This window comes from Streptomyces sp. NPDC001890 (assembly GCF_042891445.1).
In the GTDB taxonomy this organism is placed as follows: domain Bacteria; phylum Actinomycetota; class Actinomycetes; order Streptomycetales; family Streptomycetaceae; genus Streptomyces.
In genome coordinates, this window is sequence record NZ_JBIATE010000007.1 from 212740 (window position 1) to 234716 (window position 21977).

Sequence of the window (21977 nt, forward strand, 5' to 3'; positions counted from 1 at the left end):
ACATTTCTGCGCATTGCGCACGCAGAGGAGCGGATCAGGAGGCCGCGGCGATGCGCGGGTGCGACTCGAACCAGTTCTCGTAGGCGATACGGATCTGCCTGGACGTCGGCACCCGGGCCATTCCCAGCGCCACCGCCGCCGCTGCCAGAACCTCCCGGATCCGCCCGGACTCCCGGGCCGGCAGCCACCGCTCCGTCCCTTTCCTCGTCCCCGGGCCCCCAGGACCGAGCGCGAGGGCCGCACGGATCACATCCGTGTAGACGGACTGCACCCGCTTGTACTTCAGCAGCACCGGCAGATCCCGTTCCCACCCCTCGGAGCTGCCGCGCCGCACGCCCTCGACCGCATCGCGCCAGATTTCGGCGACCCGCTCCCCCTCCCGCCGGGGATAGCGCATCAGATGGAGATGGGTCGCCAGGTCGTAGAGCGGATCTCCGACCATGGCGAGCTCCCAGTCGATGGTCCACAGGTCGCCCCGGGCGTCGACCACGAGGTTCTCGCGGTGCAGATCGCCATGGACCAGGGTGAACGGACGAGGCGTCAGCCCCCCGGCCTCGCCGCGCAGCCGGTCCAGGCCGCCGTCGGGTACGCCGAGTTCCGCGAAGAGGGCGCCGTAGCGGGGAAGGTGGCGGCGGCGCACATGGTGTTCGGTGAAGCCGATCAGCCGCGACAGGAAGGCCGCGGAATCGCCCTCCCGGACGCCCCCGGCACCGTCGGTTCCGACGCCGTCCGCACCGATGGAGACCAACTCCCCGAAGAGGACGCCGAGCTGGCCCAGATGGCGCTCCGTGAGCGCGGTCCCGGGAGGACAGGTCTCGCCGAGCGTCCGGCCCTCCACGAACGAATAGAGGGGGACCCCCGCCCGTTCGGCCACCGCGGGTATCCGGGTGACCCGCCCCTGCAGCGCCGCCAGGAGCGCCTGCTCCGAGGTGAACCAGCGCAGGTCGAACCGGAGCAGCCCCGCCCGCGGGTACCGGCACTTCCACCAGGTCTGCGCCCCGGAACCGTCATCGGCCGGCAGCGGAAAGGCATACGTCTCGTGGTGGTACCCGTTCAGCGGCCCCACCAGCAGGCTCTCGTCCGGCACCAGCGCCGCCGCGCTCGCCCGCGCCGCCGCCACCCGGCATCCCGCTCCGGCCGAGGACCCCACGGCGGCGGGCACCCGGACCACGGTCACCGGCAGGCCCGGCCGCGCTGCGCGCGAACCCGGCCCCCCGGGCGACGACCGGCCTCACCGGCCGGTACGGCCACCTCGTCGCGATCCATACCAAGGAAGGTACAACTTCCGGCCGTTCCACCGCACTTGTGCCTTCACAGGGCGCTCGCGGCATCGGCCAGAACCTGCATGGTCGCGATCACGGGGGGCCGCCGGCCGTCCGGCCCCGGGGCGCGCAGCGACTGCCGCTTCCCTGCCTTGCGGTGATAGCCGAGGAACGGCATCCCCGCGCTCCGCGCCGCCTGCCGGTCCGAGAGGGAGTCCCCGATCATCAGGTGCTCCGCCACATCGGCCCCCGTCGCCCGGACGACCTCGTGCAGAATCCAGGGGTTCGGCTTCATCAGCCCGACATCGCCCTCGTTCCGGCCGATGACCGGACCGTCGAAGAACTCCAGCAGCGACTCACGTTCGAGATAGCGGGTGATGGCTCCGTGGTGGTTGTTGGACGCCACCGCCAGCCGCCCGTCCGCAGGTGCGGGCGCCCCCGTCGTCCGCGGGCCGGCCTTCCGGCTCCAGGCCCGGATGAAGGCCGCGGCGCCGGGGGTCGGCTCCGCGTGCTCCGCCGACTTGAGCTCCCAGGTGGTCAGCGCACCGTGCATCTCGTCGGCGGCGATGTGCCAGGGGTGCGCACCGTCGCGGTCCGCCGCGCCCCTCGCGTACGCGCCGAACACCTCGTGGGGGTCCTTGCTCCCCCTCACCCCGGCCAGCTCGATGCCGTGCGACGCCGCGATCCGCAGCAGCTCATCGGCGATGTCACCCGCCACGCTCTCCTGGCTCCGGTGGCCGCCGGCGAACAGCCTGGCGACGGGGCCGTCGAAATCGAGCACGACGCATCGGGCGCGGGAGAGCAGGTCCCGCACTTCCGGAACGGACGCGGTGTCCGAGGACGCGGTGTCCGGTGATGCGGGGGTGGCCGTGGCTTGAGACACGATCAGAAGTCCGCCCTTGTGGCTAGGTTGTCCCAGTTCGAATCGAAGAACGCCTGAAACGTGCGCACAATGCCGACCTGATCGGGTGTGGCGTCGGCCGAGGCACGGTACGGGAAAAGGGTCGCTCCCGTGCCGTAGGCGTCGTAGATCTCGACTTCCTCCTGGTCCGGAGGGAGCGGGATGGTGCCCTCTTCCGTCACATAGAGGCCCTGGAGCGCCAGTCGGCGGTTCAGAATGTACAGCTTCATCTGGGGCGAGAACGGCACCAACCGCACCTCGACCTCCACCTCCTGCACGAAGCCCTGGTAACGCAGTTCGTACAGGGCCTCCCTGAGCATCGTCGCGTGGCTCTGCAGAATGCCCTTCAGCCGCCTCCGCACCCGGGGATCGTCCGGACCGTCCACCGGGCGCGGGATGGCCAGGTGCGGGGAGTCGCAGTCGGGGAGCATCAGCCGGGCCCTGATGGACCGGGGCGGCTGGATGACGCCGGTCATGATGCGGTTCTTCTGGTCGGACACCCGCGCGGCCAGCGACTCCGTGGTCATCGAGAAGACGTCGAGCCGCACCTCGGTCGCCTCGAACGCCTCCTCCAGGTAGGGCTTCAGCAGCACCGGAGGGACGCTCTCCGAGACGACCGCCCAGACGTCGCCGTCCTCGTGACCGGCGTCCGCGGGAACACCCGGCCGGGGCGAGGGAACACCCGCCTCGGACTCGCTGACGAACGTACCGCTGCCCTGCCGGGTGACGATCAGGCGCTTGTCGCGGAGCAGCCGCAGCGCTTCGTTGATCGTGGCGCGGGAGACGCCGAACCGGTCGGCCAGCTGCTCCTGCGTCGGCAGCCGGTCACCGGGCCGCCAGACCTCGCTGTTGATCCCCTTGAGCAGCTCATCGGCGATCCGCTGGTACTGCCGCTTACCGTCAGGTGCCACAGACTCACGACTTGTCACCTGTCAACCATACAACTCACGGCCCCAGCACAGGAGATACATCCAACTGCCAACACAATCGTCATGCTGCTGACATCAACTCGCCTGCACAACCAGACAAGTTTACGACCACTCACCCGTAGGGAAGAATGATATCAAGTCAACCGGTCAAATTGCAGAGCGAGTTGATTGGTTGCCAGGAGTCACAGACATCAGAACAACCAGGCAGTAGCGTCCGAGCGGCACAACGGAGTGCGTGCACCGACGCCCCTTCCCCGCCGGAGGAGTGATCGCCATGCCATTCATCACACTTGGACTTGAGCAGATCGTTCAGTGGAAGTACGGATTCATGGGCACGGTGGGCCTGGCGCTGCTCACCTTCGGGCTCAAGGCGGGCAGCCCCAACTGCGCCGGTGCGGGGGCCGTGATCCTGGCCCTGCTCGTCATCCCCACCGACGACTAGACGCCGGCCTGGCGGGCGCGGGGGTGCTCAGAACACATCCGGGCACCAGGCCCGCCGCCCCGCCCGGAACATCGCCTCCGCCGTCGCCACCGCGCCGGGCGTGAGTTCCTCGATGCGGTCCAGGGACGCCAGCCGGGTCGGGGATTCGTCGCCCAGGTAGAGGGTGCCCAGTTCCCGTACGTCCAGGGCGAGATCGGCGTCGGCCGTGGTGCGGGTGCAGCTCGTGCCGGAGGTGGTGGACTCCAGGCGGTAGCGACCGGGGGTCAGGCCCGAGGCGTCGTGGACGTCGAGGGTGAGCGTGCCGGGTGCCGCGTAGGTGCGGGCCTCCAGGGCGCGTACGACGTCCAGCAGCCGTACCCACAGCCAGTCCGCCTGAGTGACGATGCGGGCGGCGCGCGGGTCCGGGAGGAGCAGGGGCAGCAGGTCGTCGGGGGCGCGGTAGCCGGAACGGACCGTGGCGATCCAGTCGATCGAGCAGACGAAGTGCCAGAGCGCGCGCTCGGCGGCCGGGGTGACGGCGATCTGTCCGAGCACCGTGGCCCGGTTCAGCGGCTGCTTGGCGTCGCCCCAGTTGCCGTCGGCCCGGTAGACGATCAGGCCGTCCACCTCGCCGGCGGCGTTGCTGTGGACCGCGTAGAAGGGCTCCGTCCAGGCATCGGAACCCGGCGCCCCGGGACCCGGCTGGACCTCTCCGGTGTTCACGGACCACCAGCGCGCGTCGCGGTCGACCACGCCGTGCTGCCGGGCGCGCAGCCGGTCGTGGAGGGCCGGGCCCAGTTTGCGTACGTCCGCGCCGCTCACCAGGTCGATCCGGCCGCCGTCCCGCTCGGACGGGCCCGACCAGCGCGGGTCGAGGCCCGCCCTCGGTACGTCGATCTCCCACTCGGTGGTCCAGGTCGCCGGGCCGAAGCCGTACCGCCCGTAGATCGGGTACTCGGCGGCGATCAGCGTGGCGACCACCTCGCCGCGCTCCTTCGCCGCCGCCAGGTCCGTGGCCATCATCCGGCTGAGCAGCCCGCGACGGCGGTGCGTGGGCGACACCGTGACGTTGGAGATCGCGTCCGCCGGCACCGCGGCGCCGCCGACGGCCGTGAGCTCCTGGGCGAACGAACGGAACGTGGCCACGCACCGTCCGCCGTCGAACGCGCCCTGCGTACGGGAGAGATCCGTGTACGGAAGACGCCTTTCCGCCTCCTCCTCCGTGGCCGTGTCCGTCGTCGGGCGCAGGAAGCCGGTGTGCTTGGCGCGCAGCCAGTCGGGGAATTCGGCGGCGGTGACCGTGCGGATGTCGAGAGCCATGCGGGCCACGCTAGGCACAGGGCTCACGGCATGTCTCCCGGTTTTCCACCGGCGTGGCAACAGGACCGGTCAGAAGGCCGCCCGGATCTCGCCGACCTCTCCGCCGCCGCCCAGCAGCGGCGCGTGTCCGATCCTGTCGACCACCGGGGCGTCGATGCCGAGCAGCTGCAGCGAACGGGCCAGCACCGGACCGAGCGCCCGCGTCGCACCGTCGTCGACCTTGAAGGCCAGCGCCCGGCCGTCCGCCAGCGCCACCGCCTGCACCGCCTCGGCACCCATCTTGGAGAGCGTGCCCGGCACCTCCCGCATCAGCCAGGTGTCGGGGCGGCGGGTCCCGGCCACGTACTCGGGGTGGGCCCGCATCGCGTCACCGACCCGGCGCTCCGCCGTCCCCGGCTCCGCCATCACGAACGTACGGAAGGCCCGCGCCAGGCCCACCAGGCTGATCGCCATCAGCGGCGCCCCGCACCCGTCCGTTCCCACCGCCGTGACCGGCTCGCCGGCCGCCTCCTCGACGACCCGGTGCACCAGCTGCTGGAGCGGGTGCGACGGGTCGAGGTAGGACGCCCGGTCCCAGCCGTTCAGCGCGCACACCGCGAGCATCGCCGCGTGCTTGCCGGAGCAGTTCATGGTGATCCGCTCCCGGACGTGGCCGGCTGCGAGGTACGTCTCCGCCTCGACCGGGTCCAGCGGCAGATCGGGCGGGGTCTGCAGGTCGGCGGGGGTCAGTCCGTGCTCGGCGAGCATCGTGCGGACGAGATCGAGGTGGAAGTCCTCGCCGGAGTGGCTCGCGGCGGCCAGGGCCAGCCGCTCCCCGGACAGATCGAGCCCGGCCCGCAGCACGGCCGCGGCCTGCATCGGCTTGTTGGAGGAGCGCGGGAAGACCGGCACCGTCGGATCGCCCAGCGCCCGTTCCACGCTGCCGTCGGCGGCCAGCACGACCAGCGAGCCCCGATGGCGGCCCTCCACGAAGCCGGACCGTACGACCTCGGCCAGGACGGGGAGAGCGGGGGGTATGACGGACGGTGCAGCGGGGGCGGCGCTGGAGGTCATGGTGGCCTTCCGGGGACGAGCGGAACCCGCCCCCGGAAGGGTCGCTTCAGGCGAGCAGGTCGTCTACTTGTGCTTCACCATCACGGTACCTGCGGGCGATCTCCGCGCTGCAATCGTCGATGGTGCGCTGCAGCTGGTGACGGCGGCGGGAGACCTGCTGTTCGTAGCGGACCAGGCGCCCCATCGCGGTGTGCAGCTCCTCGTCCGTACGGGCGTCGAGATCGGACAGCTCGACCTCGGCGAGCGTCTCGGCGGCCAGCCGGCGGTACTCGTCGCTGCGGGGCGTGGTCAGCGTGACGTGCCGGGCGGAGGAACGGTGCCGGGACGGGGTGTCGGCGAGGATCTCCGAGAGCCGGTCCACCACTGGTTTCTCCGGATCCAGCCGCCGGGCCAGCTCGGCCCGCAGGATGTCGATCCGGCCCTGGACGAGCCGGCGCACATAGCTGAGGTCGGCCTCGTCGCGCTGCGAATCGCGGCGCAGCGCGCGCAGCTCCGGCAGCCGCAGGGTGCCCAGCTCGGGCTGCGGCCCGGCGGACAGGCCGTCCTCCAGACCGTGACCGGTTCGCTGAACGGGTGGCCGCATGGTGCTGGTGCTGGTACTGGCGCCGGTTCGTGTGACCGGTACGGCGCCGGGGGACTGCCCGGTTCCATAGGTACTCATGCTTGTGTCCATCCCCTCGACCGGTGCGTCGGCACACCGCCTCCCGAGCATGGTGCCACTTGGGTGGGTCCTATGTGGATGCTCTGTACCCGTTCAGCCCAAGATAGGTTGGTCTGTATGCGTGCAGTGATACAGAGGGTGGACGGCGCGAGCGTCACGGTGGCCGACGGCGCGGACGGGGCGGGCGGGCCCGAGGTCGTCGGCGAAATCGTCGGCGAGGGGCTGTGTGTGCTGGTGGGAGTCACCCACGGGGACACCCCGGAGAAGGCGGCGCAGCTCGCCCGCAAGATCTGGTCGCTGCGCATCCTGGAGGGCGAGAAGTCCTGCTCCGACGTGAATGCACCACTTCTGGTGATTTCGCAGTTCACTCTCTACGGGGACGCCCGGAAGGGCCGCAGGCCCACCTGGAACGCGGCGGCGCCCGGCGAGGTCGCCGAACCGCTGGTCGACGAGGTGGTGAAGCAGCTGCGGGCGCTGGGCGCGCAGGTGGAGACGGGCCGGTTCGGAGCGGACATGCGGGTCTCGCTCACGAACCACGGCCCGTTCACCGTCGTCGTCGAGGTCTGAACCGCGGGCCCTGCGGCTCGACGCCGAGGGCCTTACGGCACCGCGGGCCCTGCGGTTCGACGCCGAGGGCCTTACGGCTCGACGACCGTCTCCTGGGCCGCGGCCGTGTCCCCGGCGAGCAGCTCGGCGTCCACCGCGACGTTCCGCTTGACCAGGGCCAGCGCGATCGGCCCCAGCTCGTGGTGGCGGGCGGACGTGGTGACGAAGCCCAGCTGGCGCCCCTCGGCGCCGTCCGCGGCGAGCCGTATCGGGGTGCCGTGTCCGGGCAGCAGCACCTCGCTGCCGTCGAGGTGCAGGAAGACCAGCCGGCGCGGCGGCTTGCCCAGGTTCTGCACCCGGGCCACAGTCTCCTGGCCCCGGTAGCAGCCCTTCTGGAGGTGTACGGCGGTGCCGATCAAGCCCAGCTCGTGCGGGATGGTGCGGTGGTCGGTCTCGAAGCCGAGGCGCGGGCGGTGCGCCTCGACGCGCAGCGCCTCGTACGCCAGGATGCCGGCGACCGGGCCGTGCGCCGCCGCGTACTCCTCCAGGTCGGCGCGGGGCAGGAACAGGTCCCGGCCGTACGCCGTCTCCCGTACCGTCACGCCGTCCGGGACCTCCGTGATGGAGCCGGCCGGCAGGTACACCACGGCGAAGTCCTCGGTGCGGTCGGCGACTTCGACCCGGTAGAAGAACTTCATGGACTCCAGGTAGGCGACGAGATCGCCCTGGGTACCCGGTTCGGCGTGCATCCACACGGTCTCGCCGTCGTCGACGAGGTAGAGCGCGTGCTCGATGTGCCCGTTGGCGGTGAGGATCAGGGCCTCGGTGGCCTGGCCCGGGGCGAGTTCGCTGACGTGCTGGGTGAGCAGCAGGTGCAGCCAGGCCAGCCGGTCGCTGCCGGTGACCGTGACGACGGCGCGGTGCGAGAGGTCGACGAGGCCGGAGCCGTCGGCGAGGGCGCGCTGTTCACGGAACAGGTCGCCGTAGTGCGCGGCGACGCCTTCGTCGCGGCCTTCGGCGGGGACGGCGCCGGGCAGGGACAGCAAGGGGCTCTTCATGCGACCAGCGTACGACGCGGTGTGGGACGCGGTATGAACGGTACGACCGGTACGGCCGGAGAGGCCGCCGGCCTAGGCGGCGTCCTCGGGTTTCTCGGCGCCCCGGGGGTTCTTTGCCGCCTTCGCCGTGCAGTCGGCGCAGCGGCCGAAGATCGCGAAGTGCTTCATGTCCGTCTCGAACCCGAAGCCGTCGCGGAGTTTCGCGGTGAACTCGGCGACGACGGCGACATCGGCCTCGATGACGTCGGTGCAGTCGCGGCAGACCAGATGGATGTGGTGGTGACGGTCGGCCAGGTGGTACGTGGGTGCCCCGTGCCCCAGATGCGCGTGGCTGACCAGCCCGAGCTCCTCCAGGAGTTCGAGCGTCCGGTAGACGGTGGAGATGTTCACGCCGGACGCGGTCCTGCGCACCTCGGAGAGGATGTCGTCGGGTGTCGCGTGTTCCAGCGTGTCGACGGCTTCCAGGACAAGCTGCCGCTGCGGCGTCAGCCGATAGCCGCGCTGCCGGAGATCGGTCTTCCAGTCGGTGCTCACCACACGCCCAGTGTAGGACCGGGTGAGCACCTGCCCGCGTGCTGTTCGAAGGCGGATCGCGCGAAGGCGGACTACTTGAAGAAGGCAATGCCGTCGTCCGGGAGGTCACCGAGGCTCTTCGCCATCGCCTCGACCTCTTCCGGGGTGACGACCTTCTTCAGGTGCGCCGACATGTACGGGCGCAGCTCCACCTCGGGGGTGGCCTTCTCGCCGACCCACATCAGGTCGCTCTTCACATAGCCGTACAGCCGCTTGCCACCGCTGTACGGGCCGGAGGCCGCGGTGCGGGCCACCGCGTCGGTGACCAGGTCGATCTGCGGCTTCTTGTCGGCCAGCTCGCCGTACCAGATCTCGATGACGCCCTGGTCGCGGGACATGACGACCTCGACCTTGCGGTCCTTGTCGATGCGCCAGTAGCCGGACTCGGTCTCCAGCGGCCGGACCTTCTGGCCCTCGGCGTCGAGCACCCAGCTGTGCGAGACGTACTCCAGGAAGTCCCGGCCGTCGTGACTGAAGGAGACCTCCTGGCCGAAGTTGCACTGCTCGGCGCCGGGGAAGTCGGAAACACCGGCGCCCGCCCAGTTGCCGAGGAGGAAGGCCAGCGGGACGAGGTCCGGGTGGAGGTCGGACGGAATCTCGATCATGAGCGGCTCAGACGATCTGTGAGGTGGGGGTGGCTGCGGACGTGACACATCGGGTGCGAGGTGTCACGTTGTCGTGACGGGTACCCGCGCGGGCGGAGGCTGCGGGCAGGGTCAGCGCTGACCCTGGTACAGCTTCTTCACGGTCAGCCCGGCGAAGGCGAGCACGCCGACGCAGACCAGGACCAGCAGGGCGGAGAAGAATGCCTCAAGCACGGGAACTCCTTGCAACGAGCGTTATGGCAGCAGTACGGGGCCGGGCCCCAGCCTAATGGGTTGGGGCCCGGCCCGCCGGTTCGGGGTTTGCCCGGGGGCCGCCGGGGGCGGGTCAGCCCAGCAGCTGGTTCTGCAGGATCACCGTCTGGTGGAACGGGACGCTCCGGGTGCTCTCCTTGCCCTTGCGGGACTGGACGACGAGGGCGAGCGTGTCCCCGGCGGCCACGTAGCCGTGGCGGACCCGCGCCTCGCCGTACGGTTTCGCCTCGTCGTACACGTAGGACGAGGTGCCCGCCACCTTGCCGGCGCCGCTCCAGCCCTCGTCGAGAACCGTCTCGGGCGCCCCGGCGAGCTGCACCCCGGATCCGCTGCTGACGATCGAGTCCATGAAGGACTGGGCGAAGGCCGTCGAGTTGAACCGGACGAGATAGATCCGGGTCGACGTGCCGTCCGGCATGCTCCAGCCGCGGGCGGCGACGTGGCGCGGAGCCGAGTCCTTCAGCGTCTGCGCGAGATCGGAGCGATCGTCCTTCGCGTACTCGGCGAGGTACCGCTGCGTGCTCACCCAGCCGCCGTCGAGCTTCTTGTCGACGATCGCCCCGGCCGGGGCGGGCAGCAGCAGGCGCCGCAGGTCGGCGTGGTGGATCTCGGCGACGTTGCCGTCGCTGTACGGGCGGGGCGAACCGGCCGGGAGCGCGGGCAGGCCCAGCTCGGGATAGTCCCAGCGGCCGTCGCTCTCGGTGGCCAGACCGGGTACGTCGGTGCGCTCCATCGAAGTGATGCCGAAGGCCGTACCGGCACCGAACCCCCCGAGGACCAGGGCGGCGGCGGTCCACCGGGCGACCGCCCGCAGCACCCGCCGCGGCGGCTTCGGCGCCGACGACGCGGCCTGGGCCGGGAAGGACTCGGGGGCCTGCGGTACGGAGGTGTCCTCGGCGGGCACGGCGGGCACCGCGGGCACGGTTCCGTCGGGTGTCGCCGTCGTCTGCTCGGTCATATGTACTCCCCCGGGGACGCGATGTGGTCGAGCTGGTCCTTCAGGAGTTCGGCGACGGCCGCCCGGTCGAACGGCTTGGTGCCGGACGCCGAGAGGCTGATGCTCAGCTCTCCGTCGTACGCCAGGCAGTTCACCGACTTGATGGAGTCCTCGCCCTCGCGCAGGACGTAGCACCTGGCGTTCCGCGTGTGCTCCTTGATCTTCGGCTCCGTGCGGAAGATGCCGATGGACTCGAAGAGGCCCGTCTTGAAGGCGTAGAGGTTCCGGACGGCCTTCTTGTCCTTCATCCGCATGATCTCGGTGCTGATCGCCAGGGTGTTGTCGCCCCCGGTGTAGGAACGGGTGGCGATGCCCTCGATGCGGAGCTTGTCGATCCGCTTCTCGTAGGCCCGGCGCTCCTTGCCCGCGAGACCGCGGGCGTTCAGCTTCATGGCGGCGGTCGCCTTCTTGCCGCTCAGCTCGCCGTCGTTGCCCAGCTCCCCGTTGTCGGGGCCGAGCCGGTACCCGGCCGGGACCGGCAGCAGCAGCTTGCTGAGCGCGGTGGAGGCCCGGCCCCGGGCCACGTCACCGGCCGGGTCCTTGCCCGGCTTGTGCGCGGGCTCCGCCCAGAGGCGCGTTCCGGCGCTGCGGTCGGCGGCGTCCACAGCGTTCTTGGCGTACCCGGCCGCGCCCGCGACCGCTGCGGCCACCAGCACGACGGGAAGCGCCATGAGGACCACCCGGCGCGGGCGGCTGCCGGATGCGACGGTCCCGGAGGCTCCGGCGCTCCCGTCGGTGTTCCCGCCGACGGGAACGTCGGGCGTGGTCGCCTGTGCGGTCACGTCGTTCACAGGCGCTCCAGCTGTCTCTCGGCCAACGTCCGGATGTCCTTCTTGCTGATCGGTACGGTGTCGTAGAGGTGGATGTCGGCCGCGATGTCGCCCCGGTACACGGTGGCCCTGGCGTGGTAGGACGGCAGATAGCCCGGCTTCCGGTCGACCTCGTAGACGTAGTAGCGGCCGTTGCCGCTGCCCTTGACCGGATCCCCGCTGTTGCCCGCGCCGTTCTCGGATCCGGGCATGTACGCGAGCTGGCCCTCGACGAAGTCCTGGGCCCCCTGGACGGTTCCCGAACCGAACTGCACGAGATGGATCTCGGCGGTGCGGTACTGCCCGCGCTTCCAGGCGGCGGCCGCGATCCGGCGTACGTCGTACTCCAGGAAGTACTCGTACATGGAGCCCTCCTCCTTGTACGAGGAGCGGGCGTAGACGTCCGGGTCCAGGTAGCCGTCGCCGAGGCCCGGCACCGAGTTGTCGTCGTCGCTCCAGCCCGCGGGCCGGTCGGCGATCAGTTCGCGCAGGTCGCCGTCCGTCCTGACCCGGCGGTCCTGGGACGCCGGCAGCGGGTCGGGGGCCTTGCCCGGGGGCAGCGCCTTCGCCGGGTACGCCAGATCGGGCTGCGACAGGGCGGGCAGCGGGGTCGGGGCGCGTCCGGCCTGCACGTCGTAGCCCACGGCGGTGCCGCCCGCGATGCCGAGCACCGCGGCGGCGGCGAGAAGCAGCGCCGTACGCCCGCGCGGGCGCTTCGCGACGGGCGCGGCGACCGGTGGCGCCGACCCGTCAGAAACAGTTTCGTTCAATTCCAATTGGGGTCCCCCCACGAGACCAGAGGCGCTGATTCCGATATCCGCGCACCCACCTGACCGCCGCCAGGGAGGAGAGGTTGCCCGCCCGGCGATTACAGTTCGGCATATGCAGAAGAAGCTCGTGATCAAGGTGACCGCAGGTGCCGACTCCGCCGAGCGCTGCTCGCAGGCGTTCACGGTGGCCGCGGTCGCCGTCGCCAGTGGCGTGGAGGTCTCGCTCTGGCTGACCGGGGAGTCCTCGTGGTTCGCGCTGCCGGGGCGCGCCGCCGAGTTCGAACTGCCGCATGCCGCGCCGCTGCCCGATCTGATCGAGTCGATCCAGGCGGGTGGCCGGATCACCCTGTGCACGCAGTGCGCGGCCCGTCGTGACATCACCGAGCAGGACGTCCTGGAGGGCGTACGGATCGCCGGGGCCCAGGTCTTCGTCAGCGAGATCATGGCCGACGGCGTGCAGGCCCTCGTCTACTGACGCAGGAGCGGCCGAGGAGGGCTACCGCCGCTTCTTGCCGTCGAGTTCGTCCCACCACTCGTCGGACTTCGGGTCGCCGGACGGGTCGTCCCACCAGCGGTCGTCCGGCCCCCGCCGGTTGGCGATCATGGCCGCGATGGGCGGGATCACCATCGCGACGAGGCACATCACTATCGCGGCGGGCATCGACCACAGCCGGACAAAGGACCAGGCCGATACGAAGAGGACGATGCAACCGCCCATCATCAGGAAATAGCCGCGACGGCGTCGGGCGTACATATCTCCAGCGTAGGCCCGCCCCCGCCGATGGGGCAGACCCCGGCCGCCGAGGGCGGGCCCCGGTTCCTGCCCGTGCGGAATGGCTCGAAGGGCCGTACCCCGTTCCAGGAAGGCGTCCAACCCCCTGGGGTACGGCCCTTCGGCCGATCTGTGTCGCGGCGCGGGGCGCCCTAGACGGCGATCGCGACCTCGGAGAGGCCACCGGTCTGCGCGACGACCGTGCGGTCGGCGCTGCCGCCGGGGACGAGGGCGCGCAGCGTCCAGGTCCCCTCGGCCGCGTAGAAGCGGAACTGTCCGGTCGCCGAGGTCGGGACCTCGGCGGTGAACTCGCCGGTCGAGTCCAGCAGGCGGACGTAGCCGGTGACGGGCTCGCCGTCGCGGGTCACGCTGCCCTGGATGGTGGTCTCACCGGGCTTGATGGTCGAAGCGTCGGGGCCGCCGGCCTTTGCTCCACACATGTGTTTCGTCCTTCTGGGTCGGGGGTCGTGCTGGTCCGGGTCGTGCGGATTACTTGTTGGCGCCGAGCTCGATCGGCACGCCCACGAGGGAGCCGTACTCGGTCCACGAACCGTCGTAGTTCTTGACGTTCTCCTGGCCGAGCAGCTCGTGCAGCACGAACCAGGTGAGCGCGGAGCGCTCACCGATGCGGCAGTACGCGATGGTGTCCTTCGCCAGGTCGACCTGCTCGGCCTCGTACAGGGCCTTGAGCTCGTCGTCCGACTTGAAGGTGCCGTCGTCGTTGGCGTTCTTCGACCACGGGATGTTGCGGGCGCTCGGCACGTGGCCGGGGCGCTGGGACTGCTCCTGCGGGAGGTGCGCCGGGGCGAGCAGCTTGCCGCTGAACTCGTCGGGCGAACGCACGTCGACCAGGTTCTGGTTGCCGATGGCCTTCACGACGTCGTCGCGGTAGGCGCGGATCGACTCGTCCTGCGGCTGGGCCTTGTACTCGGTGGCCGGGCGGGAGGGGATGTCGTCGCCGTCGACCAGGTCGCGGGAGTCGAGCTCCCACTTCTTGCGGCCGCCGTCGAGCAGGCGGACGTCCTGGTGGCCGTAGAGCTTGAAGTACCAGAACGCGTAGGACGCGAACCAGTTGTTGTTGCCGCCGTACAGGACGACCGTGGTGTCGTTGCCGATGCCCTTCTCCGACAGCAGCTTCTCGAACCCGGCCTGGTCGATGAAGTCACGGCGGACCGGGTCCTGGAGGTCCTTGGTCCAGTCGATCCGGATCGCGTTCTTGATGTGGTTCTTCTCGTACGCCGAGGTGTCCTCGTCGACCTCGACGAGAGCGACCTTCGGGTCGTCGATGTGGGCCTCGACCCAGTCGGCGTCTACCAGGACGTCACTGCGGCTCATTCTGTTCTCCTCCGGGGCAGTCTGCGGCGAGATGATGCGAGACGGTGCGTGATGCGGGTGTACGGCGGCGCGGCGTGCGGCACACGTACAACGGCGATCGGGAAAGGCCCTGACTTCGGTCGGAGGGCCGGGGGGAATGCGGGGTGCCGAAGGCTCCCGCTCAGACAGTGCGACAGAGCATGGCGGCGACGCGGCACAGGTCCACTGCCCGCCGCTTCGTGAGATCCGCCCGTCCCCGCTGCGGGAGACCGCCAATAGAGCACTGCATGGGACCGATCGTAGGGACGTATCGGCGGCCATGTCACCGCTGTTTCGTATTTTGATACGCGATCGTCCACGATGCGGGACAGGAGTGAGGGCGAGGCGCCCCTCGCGTCGCCCCCGCATCACCGGCGGGGATCGGCCATCTACGGATCGGACAGGGGCGTCTCAGTATGTGGCGCACTGTTGCGCATCCGGGCATGCGGGGGCGCCGGGCCGGACGGGGCGGGAGCACGGATCCCAGGCGGCCCGGATCCCAGGCGGCCCGGGGCCCGGGAGGGGCTAGCCGGCGAGCTGTACGTCCGTGCCGGTGACCGAGATCTCCAGGCCGTCGGCGGTCGGCTGGATCTTCTGGAGCTTCAGGCCGCTCGGCAGGCCGCCGACCTCGCGGTCGAAGTCGGTCTTCTTGCGCACCAGCCCCTCCAGCCCGGGGATGTCCTCACCCGGTACCTGGTCCGCACGCACCCGGACGGTGTGGCCGTCGATCAGGGTGACGGTGGAGAGCACGCTGCGCGAGACCGGGCGGCCCAGGACGTCGACCGTGCCGGTCACCTTCACCTTGTTGTTGCCGCCGTACTCGACGGCGACGCCGTCGCTGGCGGCCTTGGTGAGGTCCTCGTACGAGATGACGGCGGTGCCCGTGGCGCGGGCGGCGGTGGCGCTGGAGTAGCCCTCGGACAGCTTCACCTCGTGCAGCGCGGCGTTCATCGTGCTGATCCGGAGCCTGTGGCCGTTGGCGTCGGTCTCGATGCCGGTGATCTCCACGTCGACCTCGTCGAGCTGGTCCCCGGCGACCTGCGTCAGGAACGGGAATCCCTTGATGGAGACGTCCGTCGAACCGATCGTGGCGCCGGTGACCTTGATCCGTCCCTCGGCCTCCGACTCGACGAAGTACACCGCCGCCCGGTCCACGGCGACGAAGATCCCGCCCAGAACCACCACGATGACCAGCAGTATTCGCAGTGCACGCATGCCCGCTCTTTCCCCCACCCTGCAATCCGGCCGGACCCCTGGCGCCCCGCACGTCCGTCGGACCTGCACGGCGCCCCGGGTGATCGACGAGCGGGCACCCCTGTTCGGTTCCCGGGGCGGCCCGGTCCGGCGCTACGAGAGCGCGCGGCCGAGCAGGTACACGGCGGGCGCGGCGGCGGTGAGCGGCAGCGCCACACCGGCGGTCATGTGGACGAAGCGCGACGGATAGTCGTAGCTCGCCACCCGCAGCCCGATCAGTGCGCAGACTCCCGCCGCGAGGCCGAGCAGCGCCCCCTTCGCGCCCAGGTCGGTCAGCGTCCCGGCCACGGCGCCACCGCCCGCGGCGGCCAGCAGCGCCACCACGACCGAGGCCGGTCCGGGCAGCGGCAGCGCGCGGACGAGCGCGGCGACCGCGACGGCCACCGCGCCCACCGTCACCGCGTCCGGGACCGCCGCGAGGTGTCCGGCGGCCAGGACCGAGAGCGCGGCCGAGGCGACGGTGGCCATCAGGCCCTGCATCCGCTCGTCGGCGCTGGCGTGGCTGCGCAGCTGGAGGACCACGGTGAGCAGTACCCAGACGCCGAGGGTGCCGAGAATGGCGGCCGGTCCGTTCTCCCGGCCCGCGGCGAGCAGCGCGATGTCGGCGACCAGGCCGCCCGCGAACGCGAGCGCGATGCCCTGCCGGGCCGGCCACATGCCGTTGAGCCGGAACCAGCCGGCCGCGGTCACGGCCTGGAGCAGCACCAGCGGTACGACGAGGGCGTACTGCCCGATCGCGGCGCCCAGGGCGAGCAGCAGTCCGAGCCCGGCGGTGAGCGCGGCGGGCTGCATGCCCGGCGCGATGATGGGCGAGCGGCCCTCGGCACGGGCCCGCTGGGCATCGGTGACGCGGCTGTTGCCCAGGGTGGTGGGGGTGCTGTAGCCGGCCGCGTCGTGCCCGGCGGCGGGAGCAGGGGCGGGGGCGGGGGCGGCTTCGGCCGGTACCTCGGGCGGGAGCGGGTGCCCGCCCGTGGCGCCCAGCGGCCGCAGGTAGGCGGTCTCGGCGGCGGCCGGAACGGGCTGCTGCACGGGCTCCTGCACGGGCTGCGCCGGCTGGGCGGAGTGGATCACCGGCTGGTACTGGGTGTCCCAGGTCTGGCCCTCCCACGTCTGCGCGACGCCGGGGTCCTGCGGACCGGGCGCGGCGGGCTCCTGCGGGTGCCCGGTGCCCCACGCCGGCCCGGGGCCCGCCTGGGGTGCCTGGTTCGGCGCCTGGTTCGGGTCGTACTGGCCCTGCGCCTGCGGCTGCCCGCCGTACGGCTGCTGCGCACCGTAGGACTGGTGGCCGTAGCCCTGGTCACCGTACGACTGACCGCTGTACGCCTGGTCCCCGTACGACTGGCCGCCGTATGCCTGGCCACCGTGCGACTGATCACCGTACGACTGGCCACCGTATGCCTGGCCACCGTGCGACTGATCACCGTACGGCTGCGGCTGCCACTGCGACTGCGGGTGCTGACCGTGCGACGGGTCGTGGCCGGGGACGTGCCCGTAACCCTGGTCCTGTCCGTACGGATGCTGCTGATCGTTGCTGCTCATGTTCTGCGGTTCACCCTCCTGCGAACGGCGGGAGCACCTCGACCGTGCCGCCCTCGGCAAGGCGTACGGTCTCATGGCCGCGGGTGCCCACGGGGTCACCGTCGATGAGGAACGAGCACCTTTGCAGCACTCGGGTGAGCTCTCCGGGGTGCCGTTCACGCACCGCGTCGAGCACCTCCGCGAGGGTCGCAGCCGTGTACGGCTCCTCCGCGGTCCCGGCCGCGGCCTTGGCGGCGGCCCAGTAGCGGATGGTTACCGCAGGCATGGCGCCACTCCTCTCGTCTCTCGTCAGCTGTCCATCATCGGTCACCGCGCCACCGCCCAGTCGGCGATGCGGGTGAGCAAGGTCTCGTCCGCGGCGTTCTCCGCGTGCCCCATCCCGCGCTCCAGCCACAGCTCGGCGCCGTCGCCCGCCGCGGCGGCCAGCGAGCGCGGGTGGTCCAGCGGGAAGTACGGGTCCCGGTCACCGTGCACGATCAGCAGCGGCGCCGGGGCGATCAGGGCGGCGGCCCCGACCGGCGGGAGCGGCACGGGGTCCCATTCCTCGCGGTCGATCCGGGTGTGCAGGCCGTAGCGGCCGACCAGCCGGCCCAGGGGGCGGGTGACCACCCAGTGCAGCCGGCGCATCGGTGCCGTGCCCCGGTAGTACCAGCGGGCGGGGGCGCTCACGGCCACCACCGCATCCGCGTGTGCCTCCGCACGCGCTCCGGTGCGCCCCTCGCGCTCCAGGACGTCACCGGCTCCCGCATCGCCGTCCGGCCGGCCCGCGTACAGCGCACCGTGCCGCAGCACCACCGAACCGCCCATCGAGAACCCGACGGTCACCACCCGGCGGTGTCCGAGCGACCGCGCCCACTGCACCGCCGCCGCCAGGTCCAGCACCTCGCGGTCGCCCACCGTCGAGCGCCCGCCGGAGCCGCCGTGCCCCCGGAACGAGAAGGTGACCACGGCCGCGCGCCCGGCGAACACCCCGGCGGCACGCCGCACCGCGGGCCGGTCCACCGAACCGGTGAAACCGTGCGCGAGCACGATCGCAGTACCGTCGAAGGATGATTCCGCAACGGCCCCGGCACCTGCCGTGCACGGCTCGTACACCGCCTCGATACGCACCCCGTCATCGGCACGCAATGTGGTGCGCAGGGGACCGGGCGTGATCGAGGGAACAGTGGAACTCCGAATTCGCCCCTCGGACACAGAACTCATGTGGGCTATTGTGCTGGGAAGAGGATCCGGGCAGAGCAGCCCCCGGGTCCTTTTGTGCTTTCCAGGCGTTGTTACGGCGACGTTTCCACAAGCTCAGCGGCCCCGGGGCGCGGGACCGCAGCCGTGGGACCAGCACGAAAACGTACGAAGAAGTGCCGCATACTCCCCCGGGCCCGGCCCGGGAGTGCCCCTCTCGCAGGGAACGAGGAGGACCGACGTAATGGGCGAGCGAACCGTGCACGATCATCGACCGACGACCCAGGCAGGTGGGCGGCGATGAGTTCACTGCTGCTCCTGACGAATGCCCTTCAACCGTCGACGGAGGTGCTCCCCGCCCTCGGACTCCTGCTCCACAGCGTGCGGGTGGCACCGGCCGAAGGCCCCGCTCTCGTCGACACCCCCGGTGCCGACGTCATCCTGATCGACGGCCGCCGCGACCTCCCCCAGGTGCGGTCGCTGTGCCAGCTGCTGCGGTCCACCGGACCGGGCTGTCCGCTGATCCTCGTCGTGACGGAGGGCGGCCTCGCGGCCGTCACCGCCGACTGGGGCATCGACGACGTGCTGCTGGACACGGCGGGACCGGCCGAGGTGGAGGCCCGGCTGCGGCTGGCCACCGGACGGCAGCAGATCAGCTCCGACGACTCCCCGATGGAGATCCGCAACGGCGACCTCTCGGTCGACGAGGCCACGTACAGCGCGAAGCTGAAGGGCCGGGTCCTGGACCTGACCTTCAAGGAATTCGAACTGCTCAAGTACCTGGCGCAGCACCCGGGACGGGTCTTCACCCGCGCCCAGCTGCTCCAGGAGGTCTGGGGCTACGACTACTTCGGCGGTACGCGGACGGTCGACGTCCATGTGCGGCGGCTGCGCGCCAAGCTCGGCCCCGAGCACGAGTCGCTGATCGGCACGGTCCGCAATGTCGGCTACCGCTTCGTGGTGCCCGAGAAGGTGGAGCGCGCGGCCGAGGAGGCCAAGGACCGGGCCGCGACGAGGGCGGCCGCCGAACCCGTAACCCGTTCGGAGCAGTCGCGGGCCGGCGCCATGCGGGAAGAAGCCCCGGTCCGGCCTGCCGGGAGGTAGGTATATCCGCGTAGACTGCCGCGCGTGGCCAAGGTGACGCGGGACGATGTGGCGAGACTGGCGGGGACGTCGACCGCGGTCGTCAGCTACGTCATCAACAACGGACCGAGGCCGGTCGCCCCGGCCACGCGCGAGCGGGTACTCGCCGCGATCAAGGAGCTGGGCTACCGGCCGGACCGGGTTGCCCAGGCGATGGCGTCGCGGCGGACCGATCTCATAGGGATGATCGTGCCGGACGCCCGGCAGCCGTTCTTCGCCGAGATGGCGCACGCGGTCGAACAGGCCGCCGCCGAGCGCGGGAAAATGGTGCTCGTCGGCAACTCCGACTACCGCGACGAGCGCGAGGTCCACTATCTGCGGGCCTTCCTCGGCATGCGGGTCTCCGGCCTGATCCTGGTCAGCCAGGGCCCCAGCGAGCGGGCGGCGGCCGAGATAGAGGCGTGGGACGCGCGGGTCGTGCTGCTGCACGAGCGGCCGGAGGCGATCGACGACGTCGCGGTCGTCACCGACGACGTCGGCGGCGCCCAGCTCGCCACCCGGCACCTGCTGGAGCACGGCAACGAGTACGTGGCGTGTCTGGGCGGCGTGGAGTCCACCCCGGCGGTCGGTGACCCGGTCGCCGACCACGTCGAGGGCTGGCGCCGGGCGATGCACGAGTCGGGGCGCTCGACGGAGGGCCGGCTCTTCCAGGCCCCGTACAACCGTTACGACGCCTATCAGGTGGCGCTGAAGCTGCTCGCCGGGCCGGACCGGCCGCCGGCGATCTTCTGCTCGACGGACGACCAGGCGATCGGGGTACTGCGGGCCGCGCGCGAGCTGCGCATCGATGTGCCCGGGGAGCTCGCGGTGGCGGGCTTCGACGACGTGAAGGAAGCCGGGCTGACCGATCCGCCGCTGACGACGGTCTCCTCGGACCGCCCGGCGATGGCGCGGGCCGCGGTGGACCTGGTGCTCGACGACTCGTTGCGGGTGTCGGGGTCGCGGCGGGAGCGGCTGAAGCAGTTCCCGTCGGCGCTGGTGGTGCGGCGCTCGTGCGGCTGCGGGGAGCCGACGGTCCGGTAGCGGACCGGCTCCCGCCCCGCGGGGGCCGCCTCCTCCATCAGGCCGGGACCGCCGCCGCCTCCTCCTTATATCGGGCATACGAGCTTCTGCCGGGCTTCTCAGCGCGTGCTCAGGCTTCTCTCATCTTCGCCGGACACGCTCATATGCATGACAGAGAGCCAGCGCCCGAGCGGCGAGTACCCGATGTACCCCTCGTACGGCAACGGCGACGCGTCCTACCCGCCGCCGCCGTCATACCAGCCCGCGCAGCCGATCGCGACGGGCCCCGGAATCACCGTGTGGCCCAGCAGGAACGGCGAGAACGGCGAGAACGGCGGGAACGGCGGCAGCAACGGCGGGAACGGCGGCAACGGGGCCGGCGGACCGGACTTCCCGCCGCCCGCACCCCAGGAACCGGCCGCGCACCGGAACCGGGCCAGGCGGCCGGTCGCCCTCCTCACGGCCGTGGCGATCGCGGCGGCGATCGTCGGCGGCGGCACCGCCACCGTCATCGAGCAGCTCACCGGCGACAGCTCGAACAGTGCGAGCAGCGTCATCCCCGGCACCACCGTCTCGCAGAGCAGCAAGGGCACCGTCTCCGGTGTCGCCAAGGCCGTCTCACCGATGATCGTCGAGATCAACGCGACCTCGACGGCGGGCGAGTCCACCGGCTCCGGCGTGGTCATCACGTCCGACGGCGAGGTCGTCACCAACAACCACGTCATCTCCGGCGCCTCGTCGATCAAGGTGACGCTCAGCACCGGCAAGACGTACACCGCCGATGTCGTCGGCACCGACCCCGACAAGGACCTCGCGCTGATCAAGCTCCGGGGCGCGAGCGGGCTGAAAACGGCCACGCTGGGCGACTCCTCGCAGGTCTCGGTCGGCGACCAGGTCGTGGCGATCGGCTCGCCCGAGGGCCTCACCGGCACCGTCACCAGCGGCATCGTCTCCGCCCTCGACCGCGATGTCACCGTCGCCAAGGAGGACGGCAACAACCAGGGTCAGTACGGGCAGGGCGGCGCCGAGCAGTGGCCGTTCGAGTTCGGCGGCCGGCAGTTCAACGGCGACACCGGTGAATCCACCACCACGTACAAGGCCATCCAGACCGACGCCTCGCTCAACCCCGGCAACTCCGGCGGCGCGCTCATCAACATGAACGGCGAGATCATCGGCATCAACTCCGCGATGTACTCGGCGAGTTCGTCCGGCGGATCCAGCAGTTCGAGCGCCGGCAGCGTGGGCCTCGGCTTCGCCATCCCGGTCAACACGCTCAAGGCCGACCTCGACACCCTGCGGGCCGGCAACAGCTCCTGAGACTCCTGCAAGCCCTCCGAGGAGACCGACACATGCACCATCCCGCCCACCCCGACGGCACCCCCACCGGCCCGGCCGATCTGGCTCTGCCCCTCGCACTGCTCGCGACACTCGCGACGCCCGACGAACCGGCCGGGCTCGGCACCTTTGGGGCGGACCGCTCCCCGGAGGTCCGTACCACCGCCGCCCGCAAGCGCCGGGCCGCACGACGACGCACCGCGGCCGTGCGAGGCTGAGAGCACAGCGCCCCGGAACGCCCGG

The 21977-nt window shown here is 71.2% G+C and carries 27 protein-coding genes; 7 read left to right on the forward strand and 20 right to left on the reverse strand.

The window, feature by feature from the left end:
• Positions 1-34 precede the first annotated feature (34 nt).
• From ACFYY1_RS20540 to ACFYY1_RS20550, 3 genes are all read right to left on the reverse strand, one after another.
• Entirely contained in the window at positions 35-1162 is a 1128-nt protein-coding gene (locus tag ACFYY1_RS20540; RefSeq protein ID WP_388587368.1) for a phosphotransferase, read from the reverse strand.
• Between the two features lie 149 nt (positions 1163-1311).
• A complete protein-coding gene (locus ACFYY1_RS20545) occupies positions 1312-2145 on the reverse strand; it encodes an HAD family hydrolase (RefSeq protein ID WP_388587371.1) in 834 nt (277 codons plus the stop codon).
• 2 nt (positions 2146-2147) lie between these two features.
• Entirely contained in the window at positions 2148-3074 is a 927-nt protein-coding gene (locus ACFYY1_RS20550; protein ID WP_388587374.1) for a GntR family transcriptional regulator, read from the reverse strand.
• Between the two features lie 292 nt (positions 3075-3366).
• Here ACFYY1_RS20550 and ACFYY1_RS20555 point away from each other — a divergent pair, with 292 nt between their 5' ends.
• Positions 3367-3534 (forward strand): hypothetical protein, encoded by a 168-nt coding sequence (locus tag ACFYY1_RS20555; RefSeq protein WP_376305808.1) that lies wholly within the window; start codon positions 3367-3369, stop codon positions 3532-3534.
• Between the two features lie 27 nt (positions 3535-3561).
• Here ACFYY1_RS20555 and ACFYY1_RS20560 read toward each other — a convergent pair whose 3' ends face one another.
• The 3 genes from ACFYY1_RS20560 to ACFYY1_RS20570 all read right to left on the reverse strand — a co-directional run bounded on the left by ACFYY1_RS20560 (position 3562) and on the right by ACFYY1_RS20570 (position 6547).
• Positions 3562-4833, reverse strand: a complete 1272-nt coding sequence (locus ACFYY1_RS20560; RefSeq protein WP_388587377.1) for a GNAT family N-acetyltransferase — start codon at positions 4831-4833, stop codon at positions 3562-3564.
• A gap of 69 nt (positions 4834-4902) precedes the next feature.
• Positions 4903-5886 carry an asparaginase gene (locus ACFYY1_RS20565; RefSeq protein ID WP_388587380.1) on the reverse strand — a complete coding sequence of 328 codons (984 nt, stop codon included), beginning with the start codon at positions 5884-5886 and terminating at the stop codon, positions 4903-4905.
• Positions 5887-5932: 46 nt separating this feature from the next.
• Positions 5933-6547: an ABC transporter substrate-binding protein gene (locus ACFYY1_RS20570; protein ID WP_388587383.1), complete on the reverse strand. Its 615-nt coding sequence runs from the start codon at positions 6545-6547 to the stop codon at positions 5933-5935.
• Positions 6548-6664: 117 nt separating this feature from the next.
• On the opposite strand from ACFYY1_RS20570, the gene dtd reads away from it, so the two are divergent.
• On the forward strand, positions 6665-7114 hold the full coding sequence (gene dtd / locus ACFYY1_RS20575; RefSeq protein ID WP_388587386.1) for a D-aminoacyl-tRNA deacylase: 450 nt from the start codon (positions 6665-6667) through the stop codon (positions 7112-7114).
• Positions 7115-7185: 71 nt separating this feature from the next.
• Here the strand turns inward: dtd and ACFYY1_RS20580 are convergent, their stop codons facing one another.
• From ACFYY1_RS20580 to ACFYY1_RS20605, 6 genes are all read right to left on the reverse strand, one after another.
• Positions 7186-8151: a YgfZ/GcvT domain-containing protein gene (locus tag ACFYY1_RS20580; RefSeq protein WP_388587388.1), complete on the reverse strand. Its 966-nt coding sequence runs from the start codon at positions 8149-8151 to the stop codon at positions 7186-7188.
• Positions 8152-8223: 72 nt separating this feature from the next.
• Positions 8224-8688, reverse strand: coding sequence for a Fur family transcriptional regulator (locus ACFYY1_RS20585; protein WP_388587391.1), 465 nt, complete (start codon positions 8686-8688; stop codon positions 8224-8226).
• Between the two features lie 68 nt (positions 8689-8756).
• Positions 8757-9329, reverse strand: coding sequence for an FABP family protein (locus ACFYY1_RS20590; RefSeq protein ID WP_388587394.1), 573 nt, complete (start codon positions 9327-9329; stop codon positions 8757-8759).
• Between the two features lie 325 nt (positions 9330-9654).
• Complete coding sequence (locus ACFYY1_RS20595) at positions 9655-10539, reverse strand: hypothetical protein (RefSeq protein ID WP_388587397.1); 885 nt, start codon at positions 10537-10539, stop codon at positions 9655-9657.
• Complete coding sequence (locus tag ACFYY1_RS20600) at positions 10536-11369, reverse strand: hypothetical protein (protein ID WP_388587400.1); 834 nt, start codon at positions 11367-11369, stop codon at positions 10536-10538. Before ACFYY1_RS20600 ends, ACFYY1_RS20595 begins: the two co-directional genes overlap by 4 nt.
• A complete protein-coding gene (locus ACFYY1_RS20605; protein ID WP_388587402.1) occupies positions 11366-12163 on the reverse strand; it encodes a hypothetical protein in 798 nt (265 codons plus the stop codon). Before ACFYY1_RS20605 ends, ACFYY1_RS20600 begins: the two co-directional genes overlap by 4 nt.
• 106 nt (positions 12164-12269) lie before the next feature.
• Here ACFYY1_RS20605 and ACFYY1_RS20610 point away from each other — a divergent pair, with 106 nt between their 5' ends.
• Positions 12270-12632, forward strand: a complete 363-nt coding sequence (locus ACFYY1_RS20610; protein WP_351258367.1) for a DsrE family protein — start codon at positions 12270-12272, stop codon at positions 12630-12632.
• 21 nt (positions 12633-12653) lie between these two features.
• Here the strand turns inward: ACFYY1_RS20610 and ACFYY1_RS20615 are convergent, their stop codons facing one another.
• From ACFYY1_RS20615 to ACFYY1_RS20650, 8 genes are all read right to left on the reverse strand, one after another.
• The gene (locus ACFYY1_RS20615) at positions 12654-12911 is read right to left on the reverse strand and encodes a DUF3099 domain-containing protein (protein WP_388587405.1); all 258 of its coding nucleotides are present in this window, start codon (positions 12909-12911) and stop codon (positions 12654-12656) included.
• A gap of 170 nt (positions 12912-13081) precedes the next feature.
• Positions 13082-13369 (reverse strand): DUF1416 domain-containing protein, encoded by a 288-nt coding sequence (locus tag ACFYY1_RS20620; protein WP_018490348.1) that lies wholly within the window; start codon positions 13367-13369, stop codon positions 13082-13084.
• A 49-nt stretch (positions 13370-13418) separates the two neighbouring features.
• A complete protein-coding gene (locus ACFYY1_RS20625; protein WP_388587408.1) occupies positions 13419-14264 on the reverse strand; it encodes a sulfurtransferase in 846 nt (281 codons plus the stop codon).
• Between the two features lie 160 nt (positions 14265-14424).
• On the reverse strand, positions 14425-14532 hold the full coding sequence (locus tag ACFYY1_RS20630; protein ID WP_350983699.1) for a putative leader peptide: 108 nt from the start codon (positions 14530-14532) through the stop codon (positions 14425-14427).
• Between the two features lie 275 nt (positions 14533-14807).
• Positions 14808-15497 (reverse strand): DUF2993 domain-containing protein, encoded by a 690-nt coding sequence (locus ACFYY1_RS20635; protein WP_388587410.1) that lies wholly within the window; start codon positions 15495-15497, stop codon positions 14808-14810.
• Between the two features lie 132 nt (positions 15498-15629).
• Positions 15630-17075, reverse strand: coding sequence for a hypothetical protein (locus ACFYY1_RS20640; protein ID WP_388587411.1), 1446 nt, complete (start codon positions 17073-17075; stop codon positions 15630-15632).
• A 10-nt stretch (positions 17076-17085) separates the two neighbouring features.
• Positions 17086-17340 carry a MoaD/ThiS family protein gene (locus tag ACFYY1_RS20645; protein WP_388587413.1) on the reverse strand — a complete coding sequence of 85 codons (255 nt, stop codon included), beginning with the start codon at positions 17338-17340 and terminating at the stop codon, positions 17086-17088.
• 41 nt (positions 17341-17381) lie between these two features.
• Complete coding sequence (locus ACFYY1_RS20650) at positions 17382-18278, reverse strand: alpha/beta hydrolase family protein (protein ID WP_388587415.1); 897 nt, start codon at positions 18276-18278, stop codon at positions 17382-17384.
• Positions 18279-18554: 276 nt separating this feature from the next.
• On the opposite strand from ACFYY1_RS20650, the gene ACFYY1_RS20655 reads away from it, so the two are divergent.
• The 4 genes from ACFYY1_RS20655 (at position 18555) to ACFYY1_RS20670 (ending at position 21952) form a co-directional block, all read left to right on the forward strand.
• Entirely contained in the window at positions 18555-19358 is an 804-nt protein-coding gene (locus ACFYY1_RS20655) for a winged-helix domain-containing protein (RefSeq protein WP_388587417.1), read from the forward strand.
• Between the two features lie 24 nt (positions 19359-19382).
• Positions 19383-20420 carry a LacI family DNA-binding transcriptional regulator gene (locus ACFYY1_RS20660; RefSeq protein WP_266730953.1) on the forward strand — a complete coding sequence of 346 codons (1038 nt, stop codon included), beginning with the start codon at positions 19383-19385 and terminating at the stop codon, positions 20418-20420.
• A 147-nt stretch (positions 20421-20567) separates the two neighbouring features.
• Positions 20568-21716 carry a S1C family serine protease gene (locus ACFYY1_RS20665; RefSeq protein WP_388587419.1) on the forward strand — a complete coding sequence of 383 codons (1149 nt, stop codon included), beginning with the start codon at positions 20568-20570 and terminating at the stop codon, positions 21714-21716.
• A 32-nt stretch (positions 21717-21748) separates the two neighbouring features.
• Complete coding sequence (locus ACFYY1_RS20670; RefSeq protein WP_388587422.1) at positions 21749-21952, forward strand: hypothetical protein; 204 nt, start codon at positions 21749-21751, stop codon at positions 21950-21952.
• Positions 21953-21977 lie beyond the last annotated feature (25 nt).

What these genes read in the sequence shown, in the direction of transcription:
- ACFYY1_RS20555 (WP_376305808.1), top strand. Translation starts at nt 3,367, where the DNA reads ATGCCATTCATCACACTTGGACTTGAGCAGATCGTTCAGTGGAAGTAC.
- ACFYY1_RS20625 (WP_388587408.1), bottom strand. Translation starts at nt 14,264, where the DNA reads ATGAGCCGCAGTGACGTCCTGGTAGACGCCGACTGGGTCGAGGCCCAC.
- ACFYY1_RS20645 (WP_388587413.1), bottom strand. Translation starts at nt 17,340, where the DNA reads ATGCCTGCGGTAACCATCCGCTACTGGGCCGCCGCCAAGGCCGCGGCC.
- ACFYY1_RS20595 (WP_388587397.1), bottom strand. Translation starts at nt 10,539, where the DNA reads ATGACCGAGCAGACGACGGCGACACCCGACGGAACCGTGCCCGCGGTG.
- ACFYY1_RS20665 (WP_388587419.1), top strand. Translation starts at nt 20,568, where the DNA reads ATGACAGAGAGCCAGCGCCCGAGCGGCGAGTACCCGATGTACCCCTCG.
- ACFYY1_RS20560 (WP_388587377.1), bottom strand. Translation starts at nt 4,833, where the DNA reads ATGGCTCTCGACATCCGCACGGTCACCGCCGCCGAATTCCCCGACTGG.
- ACFYY1_RS20620 (WP_018490348.1), bottom strand. Translation starts at nt 13,369, where the DNA reads ATGTGTGGAGCAAAGGCCGGCGGCCCCGACGCTTCGACCATCAAGCCC.
- ACFYY1_RS20650 (WP_388587415.1), bottom strand. Translation starts at nt 18,278, where the DNA reads ATGAGTTCTGTGTCCGAGGGGCGAATTCGGAGTTCCACTGTTCCCTCG.
- ACFYY1_RS20570 (WP_388587383.1), bottom strand. Translation starts at nt 6,547, where the DNA reads ATGAGTACCTATGGAACCGGGCAGTCCCCCGGCGCCGTACCGGTCACA.
- ACFYY1_RS20655 (WP_388587417.1), top strand. Translation starts at nt 18,555, where the DNA reads ATGAGTTCACTGCTGCTCCTGACGAATGCCCTTCAACCGTCGACGGAG.
- ACFYY1_RS20635 (WP_388587410.1), bottom strand. Translation starts at nt 15,497, where the DNA reads ATGCGTGCACTGCGAATACTGCTGGTCATCGTGGTGGTTCTGGGCGGG.
- ACFYY1_RS20670 (WP_388587422.1), top strand. Translation starts at nt 21,749, where the DNA reads ATGCACCATCCCGCCCACCCCGACGGCACCCCCACCGGCCCGGCCGAT.
- ACFYY1_RS20580 (WP_388587388.1), bottom strand. Translation starts at nt 8,151, where the DNA reads ATGAAGAGCCCCTTGCTGTCCCTGCCCGGCGCCGTCCCCGCCGAAGGC.
- dtd (WP_388587386.1), top strand. Translation starts at nt 6,665, where the DNA reads ATGCGTGCAGTGATACAGAGGGTGGACGGCGCGAGCGTCACGGTGGCC.
- ACFYY1_RS20565 (WP_388587380.1), bottom strand. Translation starts at nt 5,886, where the DNA reads ATGACCTCCAGCGCCGCCCCCGCTGCACCGTCCGTCATACCCCCCGCT.
- ACFYY1_RS20630 (WP_350983699.1), bottom strand. Translation starts at nt 14,532, where the DNA reads ATGCAGTGCTCTATTGGCGGTCTCCCGCAGCGGGGACGGGCGGATCTC.
- ACFYY1_RS20640 (WP_388587411.1), bottom strand. Translation starts at nt 17,075, where the DNA reads ATGAGCAGCAACGATCAGCAGCATCCGTACGGACAGGACCAGGGTTAC.
- ACFYY1_RS20615 (WP_388587405.1), bottom strand. Translation starts at nt 12,911, where the DNA reads ATGTACGCCCGACGCCGTCGCGGCTATTTCCTGATGATGGGCGGTTGC.
- ACFYY1_RS20590 (WP_388587394.1), bottom strand. Translation starts at nt 9,329, where the DNA reads ATGATCGAGATTCCGTCCGACCTCCACCCGGACCTCGTCCCGCTGGCC.
- ACFYY1_RS20610 (WP_351258367.1), top strand. Translation starts at nt 12,270, where the DNA reads ATGCAGAAGAAGCTCGTGATCAAGGTGACCGCAGGTGCCGACTCCGCC.